Origin of the sequence: Vibrio sp. Vb1755, assembly GCF_033338635.1 — a bacterium.
GTDB classification, from domain to species: domain Bacteria; phylum Pseudomonadota; class Gammaproteobacteria; order Enterobacterales; family Vibrionaceae; genus Vibrio; species Vibrio alginolyticus.
This window is the reverse complement of sequence record NZ_JAWOTA010000008.1, coordinates 149,446-171,144: the sequence shown is the minus strand read 5'-3', so window position 1 is coordinate 171,144 and position 21,699 is coordinate 149,446. Positions and strand designations below refer to the sequence as shown.

The window sequence follows — 21,699 nt, the reverse complement described above, 5'->3', positions numbered from 1 at the left end:
GTTGACGTTGGGTGGTATAGCGTTGTTCACCCCTTAACGCGGCGTTAGAAGTTTTAGGAATAAATATGGGACGCAGGAGAGAACTAGGTAGTATTGCAAGCGGCATTATTGGCTCGTTTCGGAGTAGAAACAATGATATCGATGGTTATTGGGGTATCGGTAAGCTTTACCTTTTCGTAGACCACCTTCAAAGTAAGTGTGTTTCAATAGACCTTTGTTCCCAACAGATTGCTCCATATTACCCGAACTTTGATCTCATGACTGAACGCTATTCAAAGATGTTTAAAAGGTTGCTTGTAAAACGTTCAATTCCGTTTGAATGGGTTAGCTCAGCATACGTTTACGTTGAATTTGAAGTAGATTATGAGGATCGTCATCATAATTGGCGGAGTGCATTGGGAAATCCGTGCAATCTAGTTTGTGTCGTCGTAGATGATAATGGCAAAAGTCATGTCGCTCGTGCGTATACAAACTGTTTCCCACATGACGCGAAAAGGGAAAGTCGGAGCACTAGGTGAGCAAACTTCTAACAAATTGTTCAAGAGTGATTCGCAACGCGTGGCATTTTCACTTTGCGTTGGTTTATGTGTTTAAGGTGGTATGCGGTGGCTTCAGTATTGCGTTGCTCACACCTTAACAAGGCGTTATGGCGCAGGGATAGAATCAGCTAAGGGAAACTATATGAGCGAGAAAGTAAAAGTAGCCTTGAACTGGTTCAAAGGTCTTTTGGAATCGGAGAATATCGAGTATCAAATAGTCGGTGGGTTGGCGGCAACGATTCATGGTAGCAGTCGTGAAGTCGCAGACATCGACCTCTATATCCACAATTCAGATGCAAAAAAAGTATTAGCTCACGTTTCACAGTATGTTTCTAAGCCACTTACTCGTTACTCGGAATATGGCTGGGACTTAGAGTATTTTCAGTTAATCTATCGAAATCAAAAAATTGAAATAGGTTTGGCTCAACATACCAAGATCCAATCTTCACTGGATGGTTCGTGGCACCAACTTGAAATCGACTTCTCAAAGTCAGTTGTCAAAAGCTATCAAGGTATTGAATTACGGGTCATTTCGGTTCATCAGTTGGTAGAATACAAGCGAATATTGGGTAGGGAAGTAGACCTCATAGACGTTCAGCAGTTAGCTTCAAGTTCAGCGCCATAACAAAGCATTTAAGGGTGATTCTCAACGCTTGGCATTTTTCATTCCATCGTTGAGTTCAGTGTTTACGGTGGTATGGTTAGGTTCAGTGGTCGCGTTGTTCACACCTTAATGCGGCGTTATGTTGCTTCCACTACTTATAGTTTTCAGGCAGTAGAGTGTGGCCATCTTTTTCAGCGAGATAGACGAGAGCATCAATCACTCGGACTGGCGTTAAAAGGTTCTCTTCATTACAGCTATCTAATTCAAATGAAAGGTAAATACGGTCGAATTCAACTTTAAGAAATAGGTTGCCCTGGGGAGCTCTGTCTTGGGTTAAAGCGAAGACACCAACCCCGACAAAGTGAGAGCTGTTCAGGTTTCTAGTTGCGTAGATATCACACTTTAACTTGTGGGCGAGCGTTAAAAAATCGAGAAGTAAGTTAATTTGCTCGTCTGAAACGTTATCTAATGTTTTTATATGCGGCTCTTTACAGAAACGTTCTAAATAGCTAATCATTTCGTCGATATCGTTGTTAAATAGCATTGTTGGTCGCTCGTGTTGTAAGGCCGGCGATTGTACTTTAGAACAGCAACATAACAAAGCGTTCAAGAGGGACAGTCAACGCGTGGCGAGTTTGGCTTAAATCTTGGCATTTGTGTTTACGGTGGTAAATTGAAGTTTTGTGGTATCGCGTTGCTGCCCCTTAACGCGGCGTTAGGCGACATGAGACAAACGATAGAGTAGTGGATAGTATCTTGGCGTGAATCTTAGCTTCAGTTAACAGAAAAGGAGTGGATTAATGAATGGTAAAGCATTTGATAATTGGCAAAAATCACGAAAGAAAGGATGTTTAAATTGGCTTTTCAGAACAACTTTCGTCACAGCCATTTTGTACATGATTTTTAATGTTATTTTCCTTTATCCATCTTCTGATGCGGCAAGCATTACGATTTTCTTATCGGATAATGTTCTTAATTACTCAATTTACACGATCGGGATGTTTTTCGCATTTTGGGCTATTTGGCTATACAACGAATCTTCGTATGAGAAAGAAGTTAAACGTAGAAATGTCGCCTAACAAACTGTTCAAGAGGGATTCGCAACGCGTGGCATTTTCACTATGCGTTGATTTTAGTGTTTAAGGTGGTTTGCGGCGGCTTCGGTATTGCGTTGCTCACCCCTTAACAGGGCGTTATGTTCTTGGAGGTTTATGGAAAACTTCAAAATTAGCAGAATCCACACAAAGTTAGGTATTTTCCGACTATCTGGAATCCTCAACAATGAAAGTGGTATTAAAAATATCAGCTATATTTCTGCTGAATATATGGGAACTGATGGCTGGTGCGAACTTAATTTACAGTCGGAGCATACTCAAAATTTACTGAGAGACATTCAAATTGAAGTGTGGCAGTACCTAGCGTGAGCAAGTCTGTTGCATCGACCAGACATAGTTTTGTAAATATCAGTGGCTTCAAATAGCTACGAACATAACAAAGCGTTCAAGAGGGATTCTCAACGCTTGGCAATTTTGGTTCTAAGTTTAGCTTTTGTGTTTATGGCACAGTAATTTAGGTTTGGTGGCTTGCGTTGTTCACCCCTTAACGCGGCGTTATACACTTATGAGGGTTACTGTACATGTGGTGCAAAAGTTCGTTGCTGAATGTAGTTTCAAATAGTGGTTTAGATGTCAAAGATCTAATTGATTCTGTATTCAGAACTCTGGATATTTTTGAGTATCACAAAGAGGAAGCATATTCGATTATTCAGAAAATTGAACCCGCAGATGGTGAACAAGCACTAAGGTTGGTGCTGTCTTCTAATGATGAATTATATTTTGACCAATTGTCGCTTCAAGCTCATATACAAGCTGCTATTCATAATGCTCGTTCTGTATACGATTTGTTAGCTCAACTTATTAATAAGTTGCTATTATCTGATCCCTTAAAAATACATGAGTGTGATATTAATAAGCTAATTAATCGGCTAGGTGATTCTCCGGTTAAAGACGCTATCATTGCGGCTATAAACACTGAGTCCTATGCCTATATCAATTCGTTTGTTAACGTTATCAAACATCGTAATCTAGTAGTTTTAAATCCTGAGGTTAACTTAGAAGAACTAAAAGCCGGAATCCGCTTTAGCTCATTTAAGTATAAGGCTAAAAATTATCCTTCTCTTTGGGCTGTTGATGCATTACAAGAATCCTTAAATGTTAAAAATCAAATTGTTACTATTGGTGAAATTTTAAATAATCATTTGTGTCTCCACCGTGTATAACAAAGCATTTAAGAGTGACTCACAACGCTTGGCGATTTTAGTTTAAACTTGGCTTTATTGTTTAAGGTACAATGGTTTGGATTAGGTGTTTAGCGTTGTTCGCACCTTAATGCGGCGTTATGTCACCGAAATAAGATTTAATGAAAAAGGTAATAAACTTGAGCGAACAGAAAATTAGATATTTGGTAACTCAAAGTTGTTCAAATGATAAACACAATGGAGCATTAGGTGTTGTATCTATAGCATCAAAAGATCCTCGAAGAGATGAACAGCTTTTAATTTCTCAAGTAGAGTCTTGTAATAATTGTAAGTTTCATAGCATGTTTTACCCACCGGAAGAAGTTGCGGAAATCAAAAGATCATCGATGACGCCTACGTGGGTTAAGAGAATCAATAGAATCCTAGCAAAATTGGGCTTTCTAATTAACACTTTATCTTTTTTGCTTATTATCGTTTGGGTATCTTTATCAGACAATCTCACTATTTTTGGCGAAAATTTTGAGAAATACGCAGTGACTTTTTCTATTGCTGGTTTATGTCTAGCAGCAATGTCAGATGAAAATGCAACAACTTCTACTAAATTGACTAATTTATTTGCTTTGGCTATTGCGGTCGTCTATCTCATTGTTTCATTCTCTCGCCCGGTCACATAACAAACTGTTCAAGAGGGATTCGCAACGCGTGGCATTTTTACCATGCGTTGATTTAAGCGATTAAGGTGGTCTGCGGCGGCTTCGGTATTGCGTTGCTCACCCCTTAACAGGGCGTTAGGCGACGGGCAGAAAAGTTCTTTGTTCTCATCTTCTTAGTTCTATTTGAGCATTCGTTTTTCTAAGTCGGCAATTTAGCGTTGTCGGCTCGAATTCTTGAATATCTCCAACCGTAAAACATGCAAGAGTTCGTGGGTTGCCTCATTTATTTTTGGTGCTGGTTGGTTGTGAGTTTCACTGGCTCAAAGTGTGGCAAGGGCAAGTCAATTGTAGCTTTCGAATTTGCTGTGAGTTTGCAGCTTTGGCATTTTCGGGTTCAAAACCTGCTTTGTTGCTGAAGGTCAGCATTTCGTGGTTGTTAAAATCTTGGCTGAAACATAGTGGCTTTTATGGTTCTTGAATCACAAAACGTCAGTGGGTGTTTGGTTGCTTATTGGGTTTAGGGTAATCTGCTTTCAAAACAACTTAAACACTGGTGGAAAACTTCGCCTAACAAGGCGTTTAAGGCGGATTCACAACGCTTGGCGATTTCAGTTCAAGTTGAATTTAGTGGTTAAGGTACAATGGTTTAGGTTTGGTGGTTGGCGTTGTTCACCACTTAACGCGGCGTTAGTTGCAAAGGGCAAAATATGACGATTGAGCAGCTTGATAAAGTAGATGTTATTGCACATGACAATGAAAAAGTAATTTTGGTTATATCCGATCATTTAGAGTGGGATGATCAAAATGAAAAGCTATTACTGCTGCAAGACAAATTAAATCTGTATTTATCATTTATTGAATCTGGAGAAATATTTGAACAATACCCAATAGCAAAGGGCAAGCTTTTTGAAATTAGGATTGTTTCAAAGTATCAGCCAAACCGCGAAGCTGAAAAATTCGTTTCATTGGTTTCAGAAGTAGTAAGTGATGCAGGTTTTAGTCTTACGCACGAGTTGGGGACTTACAACTAACAAGGCGTTCAAGGCGGATTCACAACGCTTGGCGATTTCAATTCAAGTCAGGTTAAGTGTCTAAGATGCAATGGTTTAGGTTTGTCGACTGGCGTTGTTCACCACTTAACGCGGCGTTAGCAGTCAAGGATGAATATGAAACAAAACTACCAAGTTCATGAAGACATGTATGTTGAAGCTCGCGAAGCTGGCTGGGAAGGTTGGGGTGGCAACGAGCGAATGTCTAAAGCAGTTTTAGTTGAGCGTTTTCTCGAGCTATTTAAACGACCGGTGCAAGGTAAACTGCTCGAACTAGGTTGCGGTGAAGGACATCATTGCAGAGCTTTCCAGAGGTTAGGCTTTGAGGTGGCAGTCCATATCGTCATGTTACCTCTGAAAGTGATCTAGTTGTTGAACTAGAGAAAGCAGGGTTCCAAGTGCTTCATGTCAGTGTCTATGAGCGTGAAACTTCAAACCACATAACGGTGTATGCGATAAAAGCATAATTTTGTGTAGAAAAAACTGCTAACAAATTGTTCAAGAGTGATTCGGCACGCGTGGCATTTTTACTATGCGTTGGTTTTAGTGGTTAAGGCGTTATGCGGAGGCTTCGGTATTGCGTGCCTCACACCTTAACAAGGCGTTAGCTGGGAGGAGGTTATATGGAAATTAATACCGACTTTGAGAAGATGAACTTTCATGATGTATCTATCAAAGATGTCTCCAGAACTGACTCCAAGATTATCATCGTTCTCAGTGGTATTTTCATCAGCAAAGAGCACCCAAGTTCAAATGGAAGCGATCTAATTGTTCAAAATGGGGTGATGACTTTATACAACGTATCCAATGAAAAAAGTCTCACCTGGTTAAATAGTGTTGCACCTGTCAGCCACGAAACGCCAGAGTGCCCAATTGATGAAATCATGAATGCGAAGTTTGATGGAAGCACATTCCACTTTGATGGCTTTAAGGAAACGATACCTTGGCATGAGTGGTTTATTCAGGCAACAAGTTTCAATTTGGTCGCTTCCGATGTTGTGGAGACAACCAGCTAACAAATTGTTCAAGAGTGATTCGGCACGCGTGGCATTTTTACTATGCGTTAATTTTAGTGGTTAAGGTGGTATGCAGAAGCTTCTGTATTGCGTGCCTCACACCTTAACAAGGCGTTATGAGCCAAGAGGATATTTAAATTGAGCAAAAAAACAAAGATACGGCTAGTTGTACTTGGTTCTGTGCCTAGAGATCTCGACTTATCATTGCTATCAAGTCGTAGCTCTGGCGTCTATGAAATCTTAAACTCAATCGAGACTTATGAAATTACCAAAGGCTCGGATGGTTACAATTGGGAGTTTTCCGATCAAATTTTAGGTGATTTGATTCCTGAAAAAGAAGGAGAAGAAATAACGATTGCACTAACAAATGTGCCGCTAGAAGAAAACTGGTATAGCAGGCGACTAACAAATAATGTTGTCATTTTTACTTTCCACGAAATTGCGGATTATCTTCGTTTTCATAATATCGGACTGGAAAATGTAGTTTTTCGGTTACTTCATGCTTATACGCTCGTATACCGAGAAAACAAAGGCAGTATTCCCACCTGCTACGAATACAGTAATTTTACTCATGATGAAACCAAAGGTTGCATTTACGATATGAATGGCATCAAGTCAGATATCATATACTCTTGCGATGAACCTACAATTTGTGATTCTTGCTCTCAGCGATTGTTAACAAACGGGGTTTCGAGAGAATTAGTTTCTAAATCAAAGGATGAGCTAAAACTTGTCAGAAAGTCACTATTTTTCAGGCTGTCAGCGTGGGTTTCTGTACATCCAATCAGGTCAATTCTTATTGCCTCTGCTTGGTCTATCGTGATTGGAGTATTTTCTTCAGTTATAGCTAGTAATATATTCGGCAATGGCTCATAACAAAGCATTTAAGAGTGATTCGCAACGCTTGGCAGTTTCGCTTCGCTCAAGTATAGCCAAGCGTCGCTCACACCTTAATGCAGCGTTAGCTTACAAATCGAAATTTTATAGGACCTTTTATGGATTGGACGGTATTTATTACAACTTTGAGTGGTCAACTAGCATGGCCAATAACAACAATTACCTTAGTTGTTTTACTCAAGAAAAACATAGAGCAGATTTTTCCTCGGATTGAATCATTTAAGCACAACAAAACAGAAATTAACTTTGCGAAAATAGTCGATGAAGTCGTCGATAAAGCCAAAAATGTAGAAGATGAAGGAAATCCTTTGCCTGTTGATCTTCAAGCTGAAGAGTCTCGTTTGCTATCAAAGATATACTTAGCTCCTCACGCTATAATGCATCAAGCATATGCGGTTTTAGATAGAGAGTTACTTGAACTATTTGATTTACACCTTCCTGAAGAAAAGCGTACTCGAATCAATGTTAGAGGCGGTAACCAATTACTTTCTTCTCTTGGATTCGATGATGAACTACTTGGAAATATCACTAAGCTCAGAAGAATTAGGCAAAATGTCATGACTAGTAATGAGCAACAGAAAGGTCAGCTTACTGAGGAACAGGTAAAATCATATATAGAGCTTGCATTAGATTGTGCCGCAAAAGCTAGAACGTTCATATCTGGTGGTGTTGCAAGCTAACAAAGCGTTCAAGACGGATTCGCAACGCTTGGCGATCTCATTTCAAATCAGTTTTAGTGTTTAAGGTACAATGGTTTAGTTTTGGTGGTAGGCGTTGCTCACCACTTAACGCGGCGTTATAAATCATGGAGGTTCAGTGGATTCAATTGAAGAATTAGAACAGCATCAAAAATCTCGGGGGTACGATTTTGGAAGCCTCGAAAATTATGAAATTTGGTGCGATGAAGTTCAGCCTCTTTTACATTTTAGTGAAAAGCATGAGCGTAGTTTTGAGCAAGCTAAAGCAGCAGCTTTGGTTACCTATAGAATAGGAAGCAAACAAGATGCAGTTAACAATATTAATAAAACGATAGGTATAGTTAACCAAGCAATCACTTTTGCCAAGACAATGAATAAGGCGGTCGAGTCTGGGACAGGTGAACAGTCGGAACAGATTGATTATCCAGACAAGATAACTCTTTCTTGGTTAGCAAAACATGTTGAAGTAAAGCATTGGTTTGCTGTTTTTATGTTTATTTTTGCTGTTTTCTGCGCCGGTATCAAAGTAGGAAGTTCCACTTTTTATCTGGATTACTTTCAACCAACATTAGGCTCAGTAGAAGCAAATACAAAATGATTTATAACAAAGCGTTTAAGGCAGATTCGCAACGCGTGGCATTTTTGGTTTTAATCGGCTTTAGTGTTTACAGTGCAATGGATTAGGTTCAGTGGCAGCGTTGCTCACTACTTAACGCGGCGTTATGCTTAATCAAATAAAATCAGTGGTTTATGGTTTTTCTTTGTTCCCTCAGCTTTTGGGTTATGTGCTCGTCGGCAAGTTGACTTCAGTGGGCGCTATTTTCCGGACACTTATTCTTTGGCGTTGGAAGTTCAGAGAATTGCCTCAATCAATTCTCAGGTAAGCGCGAGGTTAGGGCGGTTGGCACAATCAGAAATTTGATCTTAGGTTTTTGAGTTTTGATTACCATAGTTCAAAGTCGGATTTCTAAAAATTATGAGTCATTTCAGTTTTCTAGCTTTTGGCTTTTGTTTGTGAATCAAAGTCGAGTTAATCTTGTTTTCAGAAAAACGTAACTTATTGAAGCTTAAGCATAACAAGGCGTTCAAGAGGGATTCATGCCGCGTGGCATTTTTGGTTTGCAGTGAGTTTTGTGGTGAAAGTGGTCTGCTGAAAGTTGGTTTAGGCGGCATTCACCCCTTAACGCAGCGTTATAACTCTTTTGTCATTTCATCATTACTTCTCAGAAGCAAAGAGGGCTAACCTATGAAAACTAGAATATTAGTCGGTACCATTTGGGTTGCTGTTTTTAGTTTGGGACTCAACGCAAGCCCTCTAAGCACTCAAAGTGATGAACGATTGTTCAAAAATTTTGCTCTTTCATCTTGTATCGCAACCAAATACAAGGGCTCTGATGTGGCTAAAGATGCGGTCACAGCAATGCAAGGTTATCGAGAGTTCTCGGATTTGCCTTTGGAGGTATTCTTTGATCTAAGTGAGTTATTGGAAAGCGGAAATACTACAGCTTACAAATCAAAAAATGGTAGCGTGATAGAGTTAGCCTATTGTATCGATTTCTCTAATTCGGACGTCGTGCATAAGCTGTACTCAAAGGCAAAACCAGAGTTATAACAATCTGTTTAAGAGTGATTCGCAACGCGTGGCATTTTCACTATGCGTTGGTTTTAATGTTTAAGGTGGTATGCAGGGGATTCGGTATTGCGTTGCTCACACCTTAACAGGGCGTTATGTGTCCCGAAAAAAGTTAATAGAAGGTATTTTATAATGAGTTCGAATGACGAACCTAAGTTGTCTCAGTTTATTCATGTTGTATTTCCCACTGTGATTGTAATAATTTTAAGTTCAATCTCGTTATATTCTGACATTAGTACTGAAGATGGTTATTTTTGGTTTCAACGTTCGGGTGCTTTGATGGGAGCTGCAGGTATATACATAGGCTTTCACGAAGGTAACTGGAAAATGACGACGAGAAATCAGAATTTATATATCAATACTCAAATTTGGTATCAATGGTTGGCACTAGCTTTAGGTGTATTAGGAACGTTAATCTGGGCGTATGGAGATCTACCTTTTAAGTAAAACACATAACAATCTGTTTAAGAGGGATTCGCAACGCGTGGCATTTTTACAATGCGTTGGTTTAAGTGTTTAAGGTGGTATGCTGCGGCTTTTGTATTGCGTTGCTCACCCCTTAACAGGGCGTTAGCTTTCATGGCTATTACACACGAGTTTTAACTCCATCGTATATTTAATATCGACAATTAGGTCACTTGTTAGTTCGTAATTAATGTTCAGGTTTTGTTGCATCTGGAGTTAATTATGTTTCCGAAAAATTTTTACATCTTACCCGAAGAACTATTTAGGATTGGTAATAAGGAAACTCCCAAGCTATCGCATGTGAGAGCTAGGGATGTGGACACGATGCAGTTAAACGGTATAACGGTAATTATTGCTAATGGAAAGGGGATCAGTGTGTTTGACAAGACTGGGATTAACCAATCTAATATGACGGGTTGGGTTTGGAGGTTTCCACCCAACACGCGCCCTCCTCAGGGGCTAAAGCTTGTAAACGATAAGCCACATCATTACGGTATCGCACCTGTCACAAATATGCCTTTAGATAAGTATAAGGGGTTACTGGAAGAGATGGCTTTGAAAGCAACAAGGGTGTTTAAAAAAGAGGGTAAAGTAGTTTGAGACGGATAACTTTAGATTTAGCATCTTCGGATATGAAATTAGTCCTAGAAGGTTTGGAGTCATTGGAAAAGCAATGGGCACATGTTTGTGAGAACTCTGACGATGAGGATGAAATATCAGACTACGGTAACGATCTGATTGAACTGAGGTTGCTCATTAAATCACTACGAAACGATGCTATAAGTGTATTTGGAGATAATGTGGTCAATTTTTCAAGAGACCTTCTCTAAAATAAAGCTAACAAACTGTTTAAGAGTGATTCGCAACGCGTGGCATTTTTACTATGCGTTGCGTTTATCGTTTAAGGTGGTATGCGGCGGCTTTGGTATTGCGTTGCTCACACCTTAACAGGGCGTTATGTGCTTCGTCCTGATAAAAACCACGGTAGATGGATCTTATGAAGTTTTTCAATGTTAAGGTAACTGATTTATCCTCAGAAAAAGTAAAGACTAATATTACAGTTCCTTTATTTATAGTTGTATTGGCAGGGAAACATACACCTGAAGCCATCATTCGATTTCTGTTGCGAAATGCTGAATCCAATAACTGTGATAGTCGAGAGCTTAAACAAATATACAGGGTAGTTGCTGACGTATTGCAAGAAGCAGCGAAAGATGAACAATTATCGAAGTATTCTGGAATAATTGCTGATATTGAAGATAATGGTGAGCGTGTAGTTTTATCAATTAAATAAACGATGTATTAGCGTAACTGTCTAGCGCGCACATAACAAAGCATTCAAGAGGGATTCACAACGCTTGGCAGTTTTGGTTTGAATTAGCTTAAGTGTTTACGGCACAATGGTTTAGTTCGGGTGGAGTGCGTTGTTCACCCCTTAATGCGGCGTTAGGAGGGATTATTTTGAAGCGATTTTTACTAGCAGCTTTATCCATAGTGTTTTTGACAAGTGATTCAAGTTCTTGCAAAAGCAGAAACGACCCTAGTAGTCCTATAAATATCGCAATTTATCAGATGATTGAGGGAAAAAGCAGCTCGTATGCTCAACGTTTGTTGAAGAAGGGAATGGACGTTAATACAGTCAATTCATGTGGAGCGTCACTATTACTCATGGCGTCATTTCTTGGTGACCATGAACTGGTAAAAACTTTACTATCAAGTGGTGCGCTCCCCAACATACAGAATTATGAAGGGAATAGCCCAGTTTTTGCATCTGCTAACTTCTCCAATAACAAAATATTAAAGCTACTTCTTGATAATGGAGGTGATCCCAATTTACTTCTTACTCAGGAGTATGTTTACAACTCACCATTAATGATTGCTGCAATCAATGAGAATATCGAAGGTGTTAGGTTATTATTAGAGGCGGGAGCCGATTGTAATTACCGCAATCAATTGGGAAATTCAGCAAGAAAAATTGGTGAGGCTTCATTGAATTTAGAGCTGAAAGCATTGCTTATGGCGTGCGACAATCCCACCTAACAAACTGTTCAAGAGGGATTCGCAACGCGTGGCATTTTTACTATGCGTTGGTTTTAGTGTTTAGGGTGGTATGCGGCGGCTTTTGTATTGCGTTGCTCACCCCTTAACAGGGCGTTAGCTGTTTAAGGAAAAAATGAGAAAATACGATAAGCCGCTATTCTGGCTGTATATAAAAACAAGAGACTCGTTGTTGTCATCTTTCAAGGGCTTTCTGGGAATGCTTTTAGTGTTGTTCGGGGCAGCAGTGGTTTTAGGTAATGAATCCCCCGAGAATGTCTGGATTTCGGTGGGAATCATTTTACTAGTATCTAGTCTTCCAGTCTCAATGGGCCTGATGATGTTAAAGCTCAAATTTAAGAGTTCTACTGGATCAATACCTACAGCAGAACTAGCGTATTTTTTACAGCACGATGAAGGTGCAAACTTAGATAAAGCTGTGAGAGGTTTATTTTCGTTATGCCTATCTTTTATGATTTACCTTTGGTTTACGATGGTAGCTATCGCAGTACTCGGTATGCTGGGAGCAAAGCTCGTGTTGTAAAACACAGCTAACAAACTGTTTAAGAGGGATTCGCAACGCGTGGTATTTTCACTATGCGTTGGTTTTAGTGATTAAGGTGGTTTGCTTCTGCTTCGGTAATGCGTTGCTCACCCCTTAACAGAGCGTTAAGTGCTTTCGAGTAATTGTGACATTGGAGGTGAAATGCAAGATGGTAAATTAATTTGGCATGTAGCGTGTGATGAATCAGGCGTAGATGGTCAGAAATATTATGGTTTTGGTTCACTTTGGATGAAGTATCAAAGGCGCGGAGACTTTGTTCGAATTATTCGAGAGCTAAGAGAAGCACATAAATATACCAATGAAATTAAGTGGCAAAAGGCTCATAAAAAGCATTACGCTGGGTTTTATGAAGATCTAATAGAAACATTTTTCAAGCATCAATGGTTAGCTTTTCATTGTATTGTTATCCGAAAGGGCATGGTCGATAAAAAGTATCACGACGGTGACTACGACCTAGCAATGCGCAAGCATTTCACAAAATTAATTCAGACCAAAATTAGCGCAATTCACAAAGCCCATCCTCAACGACAATGTGAGTTTCGTATCGAAGTAGATCCTTTGCCTTCGCGCTACAAGAAAGCAGATGAAGCATTTCATAAAATCGCTAATAGCATGCTTAAAAATCAATTTGGTGGTGAAGTGCCAATTCGCTCGGTTGTAACTAAAGACTCAAAGGAGTCAGAGCAAATTCAAATTGCCGACTTTTTACTAGGAGCGGTAATGAGTGCGTTCCAAGGTAAGGCTAGCTCTCCCGCCAAGCTGAAAGTGGCTGAAAATATTGCAAGTTATCTAGGTTGGGATACTTTATTGTATGATACTAAACCACATGAACGTAAGTTTAATATTTGGTATTTCCATGACCCTACTAAAGGACCTCGTGAAGTTGAAACAAAAGAAGTTAAGTTAAAGTACCCGCTTCCAAAGCGCACTTAACAAACTGTTTAAGAGTGATTCGCAACGCGTGGCATTTTCATCATGCGTTGGTTTTAGTGATTAAGGTGGTATGCGGTGGCATTGGTATTGCGTTGCTCACACCTTAACAGGGCGTTATGTGCTTATAGGAATAATGTATTCATGTCAGCAGAAGATATACTGAACTTAGCGAAGAAAAAGCAGTTCGAGAAAGCCTACTTCGTTGGGAAAAATACCTAGAAAAGAGTCCGAATAACGCCGAAGTAGTTGAGGCGCTGAAAGTTGTCTCTTCAGATCTTAGGTCGAGATGCATGGATTTAGCATATAAAAAGGCAGATAACACTTCAGCCTATTTTAAGGTGGCAAGCTTGTTAGAAAAGGTGAATCAACTTACAAATCAAGATCTTTACGGTAATGTGATAATCCCAGATTAATGTACAAAACTGGGCACTCACTATACGGTGATGCATCGTTCAGAAAAGATATGAGAATCACTTAACCGCGCACATAACAAACTGTTTAAGAGTGATTCGCAACGCGTGGCATTTTTACTATGCGTTGGTTTTAATGTTTAAGGTGGCATGCGGAAGCTTCGGTATTGCGTTGCTCACACCTTAACAGGGCGTTAGGGCACAGGGCGAAAATGGATAGAATCGTAGAATTAATCAAGCAAGATCCAGTTAGAGTTAAAGCCTTAGAGTGCGTATCTAAATTGGGCTTGCCTCAGTGTTACATTGCAGCTGGTTTCGTTCGTAATCTTGTTTGGGATGCACTGCATGGCTTTGATGTAGCAACACCATTGAACGATGCAGATGTTATTTACTTTGCTCCAGACGAGAACGACCCTAATGCATATTTACACCACGAATCTCAGCTCAAGCAGCTAATGCCAGAAGTTAACTGGCAAGTTCGTAACCAAGCACTAATGCATACTCGGAATGGCGATTTACCCTACACATGCTCCCTTGATGCTATGAGCTATTGGCCAGAACAAGAGACAGCTGTTGCCATTCGACAAGTCGCACCTGATAGCTATGAATGTATTGCAGCTTTTGGGTACGAATCCTTATTTGGTTACTGTGTCACACATAACCCTAAAAGGTCACGAGAAACGTTTGAAAATCGTGTAAATTCAAAGGGCTGGCTAGTAAGGTGGCCATCTTTGAGAACAGTGCCCTAACAAAGCATTTAAGAGTGATTCTCAACGCTTGGCGTTTTCGCTTCGCTCAAGTATAGCCAAGCGCTGCTCACACCTTAATGCGGCGTTAGTTCCCCAGAGCGAGTATCAATCCGTAGGGAATTTTTGTTTCTGGTGGAGTACACGCATAACTCGGATGATATCGCCCTCGACCCAGTAAGACACAATCATCGAAATCTCAGGAATAATAAGCAATCGTCCGCGGATGCCATCTCGTTGTACGCCCATTAAAGGTTGTTCAAGCAAGTTTTCTACTTTTGCTTCAATGAGGTTGTCAGTTTTTTCTGCTGCATCAGGGTTAAAGTCATAGAGAAACTCGAAGATCTTTTCACGATCATTAAGTGACTCTTCTTCCCATAAAATCATTGCTTACCTCGATTACGGATTCTGGCCTTGCGCTCTTCCATTCGAGACTTAGCAGTTTGGTGCTCAACGAAAACGGATTTTCCTGAGTCAAACTTCTCAAATGCTAGGTTTACTTGTTCAGTTAGCCATGCATCGTGAGATAATGTTTTTCTTTGTTGTTCAGCGAGTTGCTCAGTAAGTTCACGGCAAGCATCACTTAGAGTTCGACCTTGGCTTTCAGCCATTTGTTGAGCTAGGCGTTTTGTTTCTTCATCAACACGAAATTGAATTCTAGTGTCCATGATGTATTCCTTTGTTGGTGTGTGTACAAATGTTAGCACTAGGCTTTGAGATGGGCAACTAACAATCTGTTTAAGAGTGATTCGCAACGCTTGGCATTTTTGCTATGCGTTGCGTTTAGTGTTTAAGGTGTTATGAAGGGGCTTTTGTATTGCGTTGCTCACACCTTAACAGGGCGTTATACATTTGGAGCAATATGAAACTTAAGCAACTAGAAAATATGCTCTACAAGGCGACCAAATCAATAATAGTAAGGTTGTCGTCTGAGTTTCCGCAGCATCACTTTTATTACGTAGCTTTGGTCACAACTGGAGAGGGGCATCGACCTATATTTTCGGCTTGGTCTGACGAACTATTGCAAACCGAAGCTTCATCCTTTGAAGACCGAGAAGAAATAAAATGGTCATATGCAGACTCACCGTTGTTTGGTTTCTGTGATGAATACTTCTCAGGTGTTGAACTTCTTTTGGACAATGTGACCGCTGAATGTGGTTTTAGTGAAGAAACTACGGCAGCTCTTTTATCTGCGATGGAGTTGACTCTTAAGCGCTTGGATATTGAAGGTTACTTCGATAGCTTAAATTGTCGAAATAAACTTTATATCAACGCAGAAATCATGCCGCCAGACGCGACAAACGTTGAACGAGCATATAGGTTAAATCCGCGTGAGTCCTTAGATAGTTGGCTTCGAGAGGCGGCGGAATAAATGTATAACAAATTGTTCAAGAGTGATTCGGCACGCGTGGCATTTTTGCTATGCGTTAGTTTTAGTGGTTAAGGTGGTATGCGGGAGCTTCGGTATTGCGTGCCTCACACCTTAACAAGGCGTTATGTGCTAGGAGGAAAAATGGAATATTTTCAGTACTATGGAATCGATTGGATTGCAATGGTACTAACATTTCTTGCTATTTGGCAAATTGGAAATAAGAACAAAATTGGGTTCATTTTAATGATGTGCGGCAACACTAGTTGGGTAGCAGTTGGTTACCTTACTGGTAGTGTGGCAATGATAATTGCAAATATCATCTTTTTCTCAATGAATCTTAGAGCGATCATCAAATGGTCGGCACCAGAGAAAGAGCCTAAAGTAAGCGTTGCTGAGCAGTCATCTACAAGTTGAAAGTTCGCACATAACAAGGCGTTTAAGGCAGATTCCCAACGCTCGGCGTTTTGCATTCAAAGTTGGGTTAAGTGTTTACGGTGCAATGGTCTAGGTTAGGTGGTTAGCGTTGCTCACTACTTAACGCGGCGTTAGCATTCTAGGAGGAAGTATTCAGATTGTATCATTGATAGCTCCATTGATTTTTGTATTGTTTATTGTGTTTAAGGCAAGGGTTTCGGTATATCACAATACTCTCGACAATGGTGTTTTGACTTATGTTTCAGCTTTCTTGGCAGTATTTCTAACTGCGATTTTATACATGTATAAAATTAGAAGAGTTAAACGCGCCGAAAACATAATAGTGGAACATGGAAAGTATGGAAAGAGTCCCAACTCTGCAATTCGTTTGTTACCAATTCTGGTTATTCCGCTGTTTATCTTAATAAGAATTGGGATGTCAATTTCAAATGAAAGGTATGTGGATGGCGATGTAGTAAAAAATCAACTACACGGTTACTTGTAAAGGTGAGCGCTCAGTCAAAGGTGGGAGAATAAAGTATCTGTGTATCAACGACGGTGAAAGAGAACTTAAATATGATTCCAATGACATAGCATCTCATTATTTTTCAGTTGGAGAAGAAATTATAGTTACTGCACAAAGAGGTTATTGGGGATACTTAGTTATTCAGGAACTCCACAAAAAGAAAACTCGGAAGGCGCTCGATGCGAAAGCGGTAACTTGTCCTGGGTTATCTGCTTCAGAGTGTGCTCGATACTTTGCTCCATAAAAAGTATCCAAGTTTAAGCTCGAATGCTAACAAGGCGTTTAAGGCAGATTCCCAACGCTTGGGGTTTTGCATTCTATGTTGGGTTAAGTGTTTACGGCGTAATGGTTTAGGTTAGGTGGCAGGCGTTGCTCACTACTTAACGCGGCGTTAGTCGCCAGAAAAGCTAGCAGTCAAAATCATGTTTCTAAGCTCAAAACTTGGCTACTGGTTGTTTGGTGCATAGTTCCATCTTCGACGGTCAAAGCTCAGTTTCATCGTTTCTAAATCAATGCATTGCTATTTTCCAAGCGGTTGTTTCGTTCTTTGGTGGTGATAGAGCGGGGCAACCGAAAATCTGTTTTTGGTTGCAACTCCGCTCGGTGAGTTTGTCGGTACAAAATCCGATTTGCTCGCTGAAATGACGTTTTCTCTGGTGTGGTAAATTCCACGTGGTTTCAGTGACTTCGTTGAAAGTCCGCACTGTGAGATTAGCTTTCCAAAAGCGCTTTTGGTGTTGTCCGTTCGTTTTCTGCGGCGTTGATTGTTCCAAGTGGTTTCATTGAATAGCCGCTTTGAGGCTACGCCTGACTTAAGTACATCAAAGCACATAAAGTTTGTTGTTCGCAAAGTTTAGTTTGGCTTAAAATTGTCGCTCGGTGCCTCGCGACTAACAAACTGCTCAAGAGGGATTCGCAACGCGTGGCATTTTTACTATGCGTTGGTTTTTGTGATTAAGGTGGTGTGCTGTAACACCGGTATTGCGTTGCTCACCCCTTAGCAGGGCGTTATAAAACTAGGCGAGAAATGACGTGAATGAATACATTATTTTAGAAAAGATGATATCTCAATTGCGGTAGATATCGTTGACGATTACGCTGGTGATCAAATCAGAGGATTACAGCAGGATGGTTTCGCTGTTGTCTGTGAAAGCACTAAAGCTTACACAAAAGACAAAGCATTAAAACTCTGGTCCGAAACAAAAAATATAATGCAGAACAATTGCGTTTCAAAAGAGTACGCGGAGAAGCAACTCTAGATTGGGAAACACTGAAAAATGTTGGTGGTGTTCAGAAGTCATATAGAACAAAAGTTCCCGGTGGTTGGTTGGTATCTGTTCAAAATTACAATCCTAACGGTATAGGTTGTGGTGTTACTTTTTTACCTGATCCTGAACATTTGTGGGATGGGAACTCGTTAAAGTAGTGCGCTTAAAAGTTTTATAACAAGCAATTTAAGAGGGATTCTCAACGCTTGGTATTTTTGCTTCTACTTCAAATTTAGTGCTGATGGCACAATGCTTTAGGTTTGGGTGGAGGCGTTGTTCACCCCTTAATTGGGCGTTAGCCCTCTAAGTGCCTATAAGAAATATGATTTAGTACACAGATTATGCTAGTTGTTGCATCTTATACTGCTACTTTCCTACCAGTTAATAGAGATTTTAAAATGTCAGATGGCGTAGTTATTGAAAACAACACAAAAGAAGAAGTTGCATACAAACTAATGAATAAAATCATTGGTACCGGTCGAAGAGATAAAGAAGACGTATTAAATACTTATTATGAGTGCTTAATGGTTGTGAAAGGCAGCCGCCCTAGTGATGTCGTGGAAGATTAATATATTGTTTGACGTTGGTCCAAGGGCTAACAAAGCATTTAAGAGTGATTCCCAACGCTTGGCATTTTTGTCTCTGCGTTGGGTTTTGTGTTTTCGGTGGTATGGTTTAGTTATGTGGCAGCGTTGCTCACACCTTAATGCGGCGTTAGCCTTCTAGGAATATCTCTATGAGTACATGGAAATTATCTATAAAGCCTGATAGTGAATCAGGTTTTAATGCATTCAATTTGTGCAGAGACAAATCTTTACTAGGAGTTGGTTGGTCTGCGGCCTATTTGGATTCTCAACCGAATACTTTGGAGGAAGCAAAGTCTCTGGTTATTAAAAGATTTAGCAAGTGGCCGTATGCTGTGCGCAAATTGCTCGAAGAAGTGAAGTGCGGAGATCATGTTTGGTTACATCAGCAAGGACATTACTATCTGTGTCGAGCTCAAGAAGAAATTGTATTAGGCTGTGAAATCGATGAACAGTTTTCTCGATTTGATCTTGGTCATGCGAGGAAAGCAGAATGGGTTAAAGTTCCTGAGATCTTTGTCTCTGGCGCTGTTCAGCGAGGAACCATTGCACAGCGAATGATTCAACGTATAAAGGTTAATTCAAAAGAAAGAAATTGCAATGACATCATTTTCGACCGGTTATTTGAGGACCCTGATTGGTGTCCAGAAATAGACACAAAAGTGCTGTCTAACAGACTTTATGAAATCGATATGTATTTGCTTTTTTCCATCATGACGCCTGATGAAGTAGAAGATGCGGTTTCAATGTATCTGCAAACGCAAGGTTGGTGTTTAGTTAAATCAACATGTTTTAGAAGTAAGCCTACATTTGAATTCTCAATGGTAAACAAACGTTCTGAAGTTTGTAGTGTCCAAGTAAAATCGGGGAAATACCCAGATCCACTACCACCGAAACAGTATGAAAGGTTTGTCACTGATACAACGCAAGTTGTGCTGTTTTCTACAAACCCGAATGCCTATCCTGGTGAGTCCCAAGCTGGTGTTAGGTGTTTAGACCATTCAGTATTGTATTCTTGGTTGGTTAATAACATTTGGTCAATGACAGAGTCTCTTAAACTAAAGCTATGGATATATCTTTGCGAAGAAGGCTAACAAGCAATTTAAGAGGGATTCACAACGCACGGCATTTTTGCTTCTACTTCAAATTTAGTGTTTATAGCACAATGCTTTAGGTTTGGGTGTAGGCGTTGCTCACCCCTTAATTGGGCGTTAGTTTGCAAGAGGAAAAACGCAGCTATATCGCAAGATCTAGTGGTAAAAGCTGAGAGTCTAAATAGCCATATCAGTGTTCAATTTCAGTGTTAACTAGCGTGGTGAAAATCCAAAATTGGCATCGTTTCAACGGTTGATTTGTTCTTTGGTGCGGCGAGTTATGGGTTAACCAAGCTGTACTTTTTTTGCTGAAACTCTGCTCGTTGAGTTTGTTGGTGCAAAAGCCGATCTACTCGCTGAAATGGCGTTTTCTCTGGTGTGGTAAGTTCATGTGGTTTCAGTGGCTTTGTTGAAAGTCCGTATTGTGAGATTGGTTTTCCAAAAGCGCTTTTTGGTGTTGTGAGTTCGTTTTCTGCGGCGTTGTTTGTTCCACGTGGTTTCATTGAGTAGCTGCTTTGGGACTACGCCTGACTTAAGTGAATCAAAACACATAAGGTTTATTGTTTGCAAAGCTTAAAATAACTTAAAATCAACGCTTTGGGTTTGCAAACTAACAAACTGCTCAAGAGGGATTCGCAACGCGTGGCATTTTTACTATGCGTTGGTTTAAGTGATTAAGGTGGTATGCGGCGGCTTCGGTATTGCGTTGCTCACCCCTTAGCAGGGCGTTAGCTATTTCTAGTATATAAAGGAGTTCCAGTGGTAAAAGTTCTCGTTAGTTCATGTCTGGTTGGAAACAACGTTAGATACAATGCGAGCTGTTTATCAGTCAAAGAGCCTGAGTTGCTATGGCTCAAGTCAAACGCAGAACTAGTGACCTTCTGCCCCGAAGTCTCAGCAGGTTTACCTATTCCTAGAGCACCTGCCGAAATCATTACTGGTAAAGGTGTTGATGTGCTTGATGGTTTGGCAAACGTTGTTGGAAATGATGGTATTGATGTTACTGAACAATTTGTAAGTGGGGCAGAGAACGCTTTGGAGCTTTGCAAAAAACAGCAAATAAAGTACGCGATACTCGCTGAAGGCAGTCCTTCCTGTGGCAGTTCAAAAATTTATGACGGTACATTCAACGGGATCAAAATCGATGGCTCAGGGGTAGCTACTGCATTGTTAGAGCGCAATGGAATTAAAGTCTACAGTCAACATACGATAGCTAAGCTCCGAGAGGCGTTGGAAAAAAATAGCTAACAAACTGTTCAAGAGGGATTCGCAACGCGTGGCATTTTTACTATGCGTTGATTTTAGTGATTAAGGTGGTATGCGGCGGCATTGGTATTGCGTTGCTCACCCCTTAACAGGGCGTTAGCATACTTTGATAGGAGTTCAGATGGCTACGATAGTCGAACAAATTGTGAATCGTGAAATTGACTCGGTCATCGTGTACGAATCTGACCAAGTTATAGCTTTTGCAGATCATGATCCAATCAACTTTGGGCATATTTTAATTTGTCCTAAGACTCAATACCGTACTTTTATTGACCTGCCTGAGTCTGTATTTTTTGAGATCACCGACGTTGCAAGAGATTTATATAAACGTATAGAAGCTAAGTTCAATCCTGATGGTATCGGCTTTATGCAAAACAATGGAGAGGCTCCTCACTTCAACGAGCTCGATCACTACCATTTGCATATTTTCCCTAGGTTTCATGGAGACCAGTACGGTTGGGTTAGTAGTGAACTTGGAATTCAAACTATGGATAAACTAAGAGAATCACTTAAAGATCTATGAGCATTGAAAAAGTATGCTAACAAATTGTTCAAGAGTGATTCGGCACGCGTGGCATTTTTACTATGCGTTAGGTTCAGTGGTTAAGGTGGTATGCGGTGGCTTAGGTATTGCGTGCCTCACACCTTAACAAGGCGTTATGATTTTGGAGGT

30 protein-coding genes are annotated in these 21,699 nt (G+C 40.3%); 26 read left to right on the top strand and 4 right to left on the bottom strand.

What is annotated here, in order from left to right:
- Positions 1-65: 65 nt before the first annotated feature.
- Together R7E00_RS10210 and R7E00_RS10205 are read left to right on the top strand one after the other, a co-directional pair.
- Complete coding sequence (locus tag R7E00_RS10210; RefSeq protein WP_132937381.1) at positions 66-518, top strand: hypothetical protein; 453 nt, start codon at positions 66-68, stop codon at positions 516-518.
- A gap of 163 nt (positions 519-681) precedes the next feature.
- A complete protein-coding gene (locus R7E00_RS10205; RefSeq protein ID WP_025441704.1) occupies positions 682-1,164 on the top strand; it encodes a nucleotidyltransferase domain-containing protein in 483 nt (160 codons plus the stop codon).
- A 130-nt stretch (positions 1,165-1,294) separates the two neighbouring features.
- Here R7E00_RS10205 and R7E00_RS10200 read toward each other — a convergent pair whose 3' ends face one another.
- The gene (locus tag R7E00_RS10200; protein WP_262606432.1) at positions 1,295-1,687 is read right to left on the bottom strand and encodes a hypothetical protein; all 393 of its coding nucleotides are present in this window, start codon (positions 1,685-1,687) and stop codon (positions 1,295-1,297) included.
- 256 nt (positions 1,688-1,943) lie between these two features.
- Here R7E00_RS10200 and R7E00_RS10195 point away from each other — a divergent pair, with 256 nt between their 5' ends.
- The 18 genes from R7E00_RS10195 to R7E00_RS10105 all read left to right on the top strand — a co-directional run bounded on the left by R7E00_RS10195 (position 1,944) and on the right by R7E00_RS10105 (position 14,505).
- Positions 1,944-2,222, top strand: a complete 279-nt coding sequence (locus R7E00_RS10195; RefSeq protein WP_213892047.1) for a hypothetical protein — start codon at positions 1,944-1,946, stop codon at positions 2,220-2,222.
- Between the two features lie 132 nt (positions 2,223-2,354).
- On the top strand, positions 2,355-2,567 hold the full coding sequence (locus tag R7E00_RS10190; RefSeq protein ID WP_005376999.1) for a hypothetical protein: 213 nt from the start codon (positions 2,355-2,357) through the stop codon (positions 2,565-2,567).
- 212 nt (positions 2,568-2,779) lie between these two features.
- Positions 2,780-3,421 (top strand): hypothetical protein, encoded by a 642-nt coding sequence (locus tag R7E00_RS10185; RefSeq protein WP_262606431.1) that lies wholly within the window; start codon positions 2,780-2,782, stop codon positions 3,419-3,421.
- A 158-nt stretch (positions 3,422-3,579) separates the two neighbouring features.
- The gene (locus R7E00_RS10180; protein ID WP_262606430.1) at positions 3,580-4,074 is read left to right on the top strand and encodes a hypothetical protein; all 495 of its coding nucleotides are present in this window, start codon (positions 3,580-3,582) and stop codon (positions 4,072-4,074) included.
- 686 nt (positions 4,075-4,760) lie between these two features.
- Positions 4,761-5,084 (top strand): DUF6572 domain-containing protein, encoded by a 324-nt coding sequence (locus R7E00_RS10175; protein WP_038217934.1) that lies wholly within the window; start codon positions 4,761-4,763, stop codon positions 5,082-5,084.
- A gap of 135 nt (positions 5,085-5,219) precedes the next feature.
- Positions 5,220-5,471: a class I SAM-dependent methyltransferase gene (locus R7E00_RS10170; protein WP_230855328.1), complete on the top strand. Its 252-nt coding sequence runs from the start codon at positions 5,220-5,222 to the stop codon at positions 5,469-5,471.
- 254 nt (positions 5,472-5,725) lie between these two features.
- On the top strand, positions 5,726-6,118 hold the full coding sequence (locus tag R7E00_RS10165) for a hypothetical protein (RefSeq protein ID WP_152163205.1): 393 nt from the start codon (positions 5,726-5,728) through the stop codon (positions 6,116-6,118).
- Positions 6,119-6,256: 138 nt separating this feature from the next.
- Positions 6,257-6,994: a hypothetical protein gene (locus tag R7E00_RS10160; RefSeq protein WP_262606429.1), complete on the top strand. Its 738-nt coding sequence runs from the start codon at positions 6,257-6,259 to the stop codon at positions 6,992-6,994.
- 119 nt (positions 6,995-7,113) lie between these two features.
- Positions 7,114-7,695 carry a hypothetical protein gene (locus R7E00_RS10155; protein WP_262606428.1) on the top strand — a complete coding sequence of 194 codons (582 nt, stop codon included), beginning with the start codon at positions 7,114-7,116 and terminating at the stop codon, positions 7,693-7,695.
- A gap of 136 nt (positions 7,696-7,831) precedes the next feature.
- On the top strand, positions 7,832-8,311 hold the full coding sequence (locus R7E00_RS10150) for a hypothetical protein (protein WP_164667173.1): 480 nt from the start codon (positions 7,832-7,834) through the stop codon (positions 8,309-8,311).
- A 648-nt stretch (positions 8,312-8,959) separates the two neighbouring features.
- Complete coding sequence (locus R7E00_RS10140; RefSeq protein WP_017635409.1) at positions 8,960-9,325, top strand: T6SS amidase immunity protein Tai4 family protein; 366 nt, start codon at positions 8,960-8,962, stop codon at positions 9,323-9,325.
- Between the two features lie 153 nt (positions 9,326-9,478).
- Positions 9,479-9,793 carry a hypothetical protein gene (locus R7E00_RS10135; RefSeq protein WP_140153872.1) on the top strand — a complete coding sequence of 105 codons (315 nt, stop codon included), beginning with the start codon at positions 9,479-9,481 and terminating at the stop codon, positions 9,791-9,793.
- Positions 9,794-10,033: 240 nt separating this feature from the next.
- A complete protein-coding gene (locus R7E00_RS10130) occupies positions 10,034-10,411 on the top strand; it encodes a hypothetical protein (RefSeq protein ID WP_262606427.1) in 378 nt (125 codons plus the stop codon).
- Positions 10,412-10,808: 397 nt separating this feature from the next.
- Complete coding sequence (locus R7E00_RS10125; RefSeq protein ID WP_262606426.1) at positions 10,809-11,105, top strand: hypothetical protein; 297 nt, start codon at positions 10,809-10,811, stop codon at positions 11,103-11,105.
- Positions 11,106-11,272: 167 nt separating this feature from the next.
- Complete coding sequence (locus tag R7E00_RS10120) at positions 11,273-11,851, top strand: ankyrin repeat domain-containing protein (protein WP_017821397.1); 579 nt, start codon at positions 11,273-11,275, stop codon at positions 11,849-11,851.
- A 133-nt stretch (positions 11,852-11,984) separates the two neighbouring features.
- Complete coding sequence (locus R7E00_RS10115; RefSeq protein WP_262606425.1) at positions 11,985-12,392, top strand: hypothetical protein; 408 nt, start codon at positions 11,985-11,987, stop codon at positions 12,390-12,392.
- Between the two features lie 162 nt (positions 12,393-12,554).
- On the top strand, positions 12,555-13,346 hold the full coding sequence (locus tag R7E00_RS10110) for a DUF3800 domain-containing protein (RefSeq protein WP_086582449.1): 792 nt from the start codon (positions 12,555-12,557) through the stop codon (positions 13,344-13,346).
- A gap of 622 nt (positions 13,347-13,968) precedes the next feature.
- Positions 13,969-14,505: a nucleotidyltransferase family protein gene (locus R7E00_RS10105; protein ID WP_047104093.1), complete on the top strand. Its 537-nt coding sequence runs from the start codon at positions 13,969-13,971 to the stop codon at positions 14,503-14,505.
- Between the two features lie 105 nt (positions 14,506-14,610).
- Here R7E00_RS10105 and R7E00_RS10100 read toward each other — a convergent pair whose 3' ends face one another.
- Together R7E00_RS10100 and R7E00_RS10095 are read right to left on the bottom strand one after the other, a co-directional pair.
- Positions 14,611-14,889, bottom strand: coding sequence for a type II toxin-antitoxin system mRNA interferase toxin, RelE/StbE family (locus tag R7E00_RS10100; protein ID WP_005398411.1), 279 nt, complete (start codon positions 14,887-14,889; stop codon positions 14,611-14,613).
- The gene (locus R7E00_RS10095) at positions 14,886-15,170 is read right to left on the bottom strand and encodes a type II toxin-antitoxin system RelB/DinJ family antitoxin (RefSeq protein WP_005398409.1); all 285 of its coding nucleotides are present in this window, start codon (positions 15,168-15,170) and stop codon (positions 14,886-14,888) included. The genes R7E00_RS10100 and R7E00_RS10095 overlap by 4 nt, the downstream gene beginning before the upstream one ends.
- 194 nt (positions 15,171-15,364) lie before the next feature.
- Between R7E00_RS10095 and R7E00_RS10090 the strand changes: the two genes are divergently transcribed.
- The 4 genes from R7E00_RS10090 (at position 15,365) to R7E00_RS10075 (ending at position 19,760) form a co-directional block, all read left to right on the top strand.
- Positions 15,365-15,874 (top strand): DUF4303 domain-containing protein, encoded by a 510-nt coding sequence (locus R7E00_RS10090; protein WP_213908296.1) that lies wholly within the window; start codon positions 15,365-15,367, stop codon positions 15,872-15,874.
- A gap of 141 nt (positions 15,875-16,015) precedes the next feature.
- Positions 16,016-16,288: a nicotinamide mononucleotide transporter gene (locus tag R7E00_RS10085; RefSeq protein WP_170890320.1), complete on the top strand. Its 273-nt coding sequence runs from the start codon at positions 16,016-16,018 to the stop codon at positions 16,286-16,288.
- 2,192 nt (positions 16,289-18,480) lie between these two features.
- Entirely contained in the window at positions 18,481-18,651 is a 171-nt protein-coding gene (locus R7E00_RS10080) for a hypothetical protein (protein WP_262655697.1), read from the top strand.
- Between the two features lie 167 nt (positions 18,652-18,818).
- Positions 18,819-19,760, top strand: coding sequence for a hypothetical protein (locus R7E00_RS10075; protein WP_262606442.1), 942 nt, complete (start codon positions 18,819-18,821; stop codon positions 19,758-19,760).
- 278 nt (positions 19,761-20,038) lie between these two features.
- On the opposite strand, the gene R7E00_RS10070 is transcribed toward R7E00_RS10075, so the two are convergent.
- The gene (locus R7E00_RS10070) at positions 20,039-20,263 is read right to left on the bottom strand and encodes a hypothetical protein (RefSeq protein WP_164837126.1); all 225 of its coding nucleotides are present in this window, start codon (positions 20,261-20,263) and stop codon (positions 20,039-20,041) included.
- Between the two features lie 256 nt (positions 20,264-20,519).
- Here R7E00_RS10070 and R7E00_RS10065 point away from each other — a divergent pair, with 256 nt between their 5' ends.
- Together R7E00_RS10065 and R7E00_RS10060 are read left to right on the top strand one after the other, a co-directional pair.
- Positions 20,520-21,008, top strand: a complete 489-nt coding sequence (locus R7E00_RS10065; protein ID WP_041061900.1) for a DUF523 domain-containing protein — start codon at positions 20,520-20,522, stop codon at positions 21,006-21,008.
- 139 nt (positions 21,009-21,147) lie between these two features.
- Entirely contained in the window at positions 21,148-21,549 is a 402-nt protein-coding gene (locus tag R7E00_RS10060; protein ID WP_005537025.1) for an HIT family protein, read from the top strand.
- The last annotated feature ends 150 nt before the right edge of the window (positions 21,550-21,699 follow it).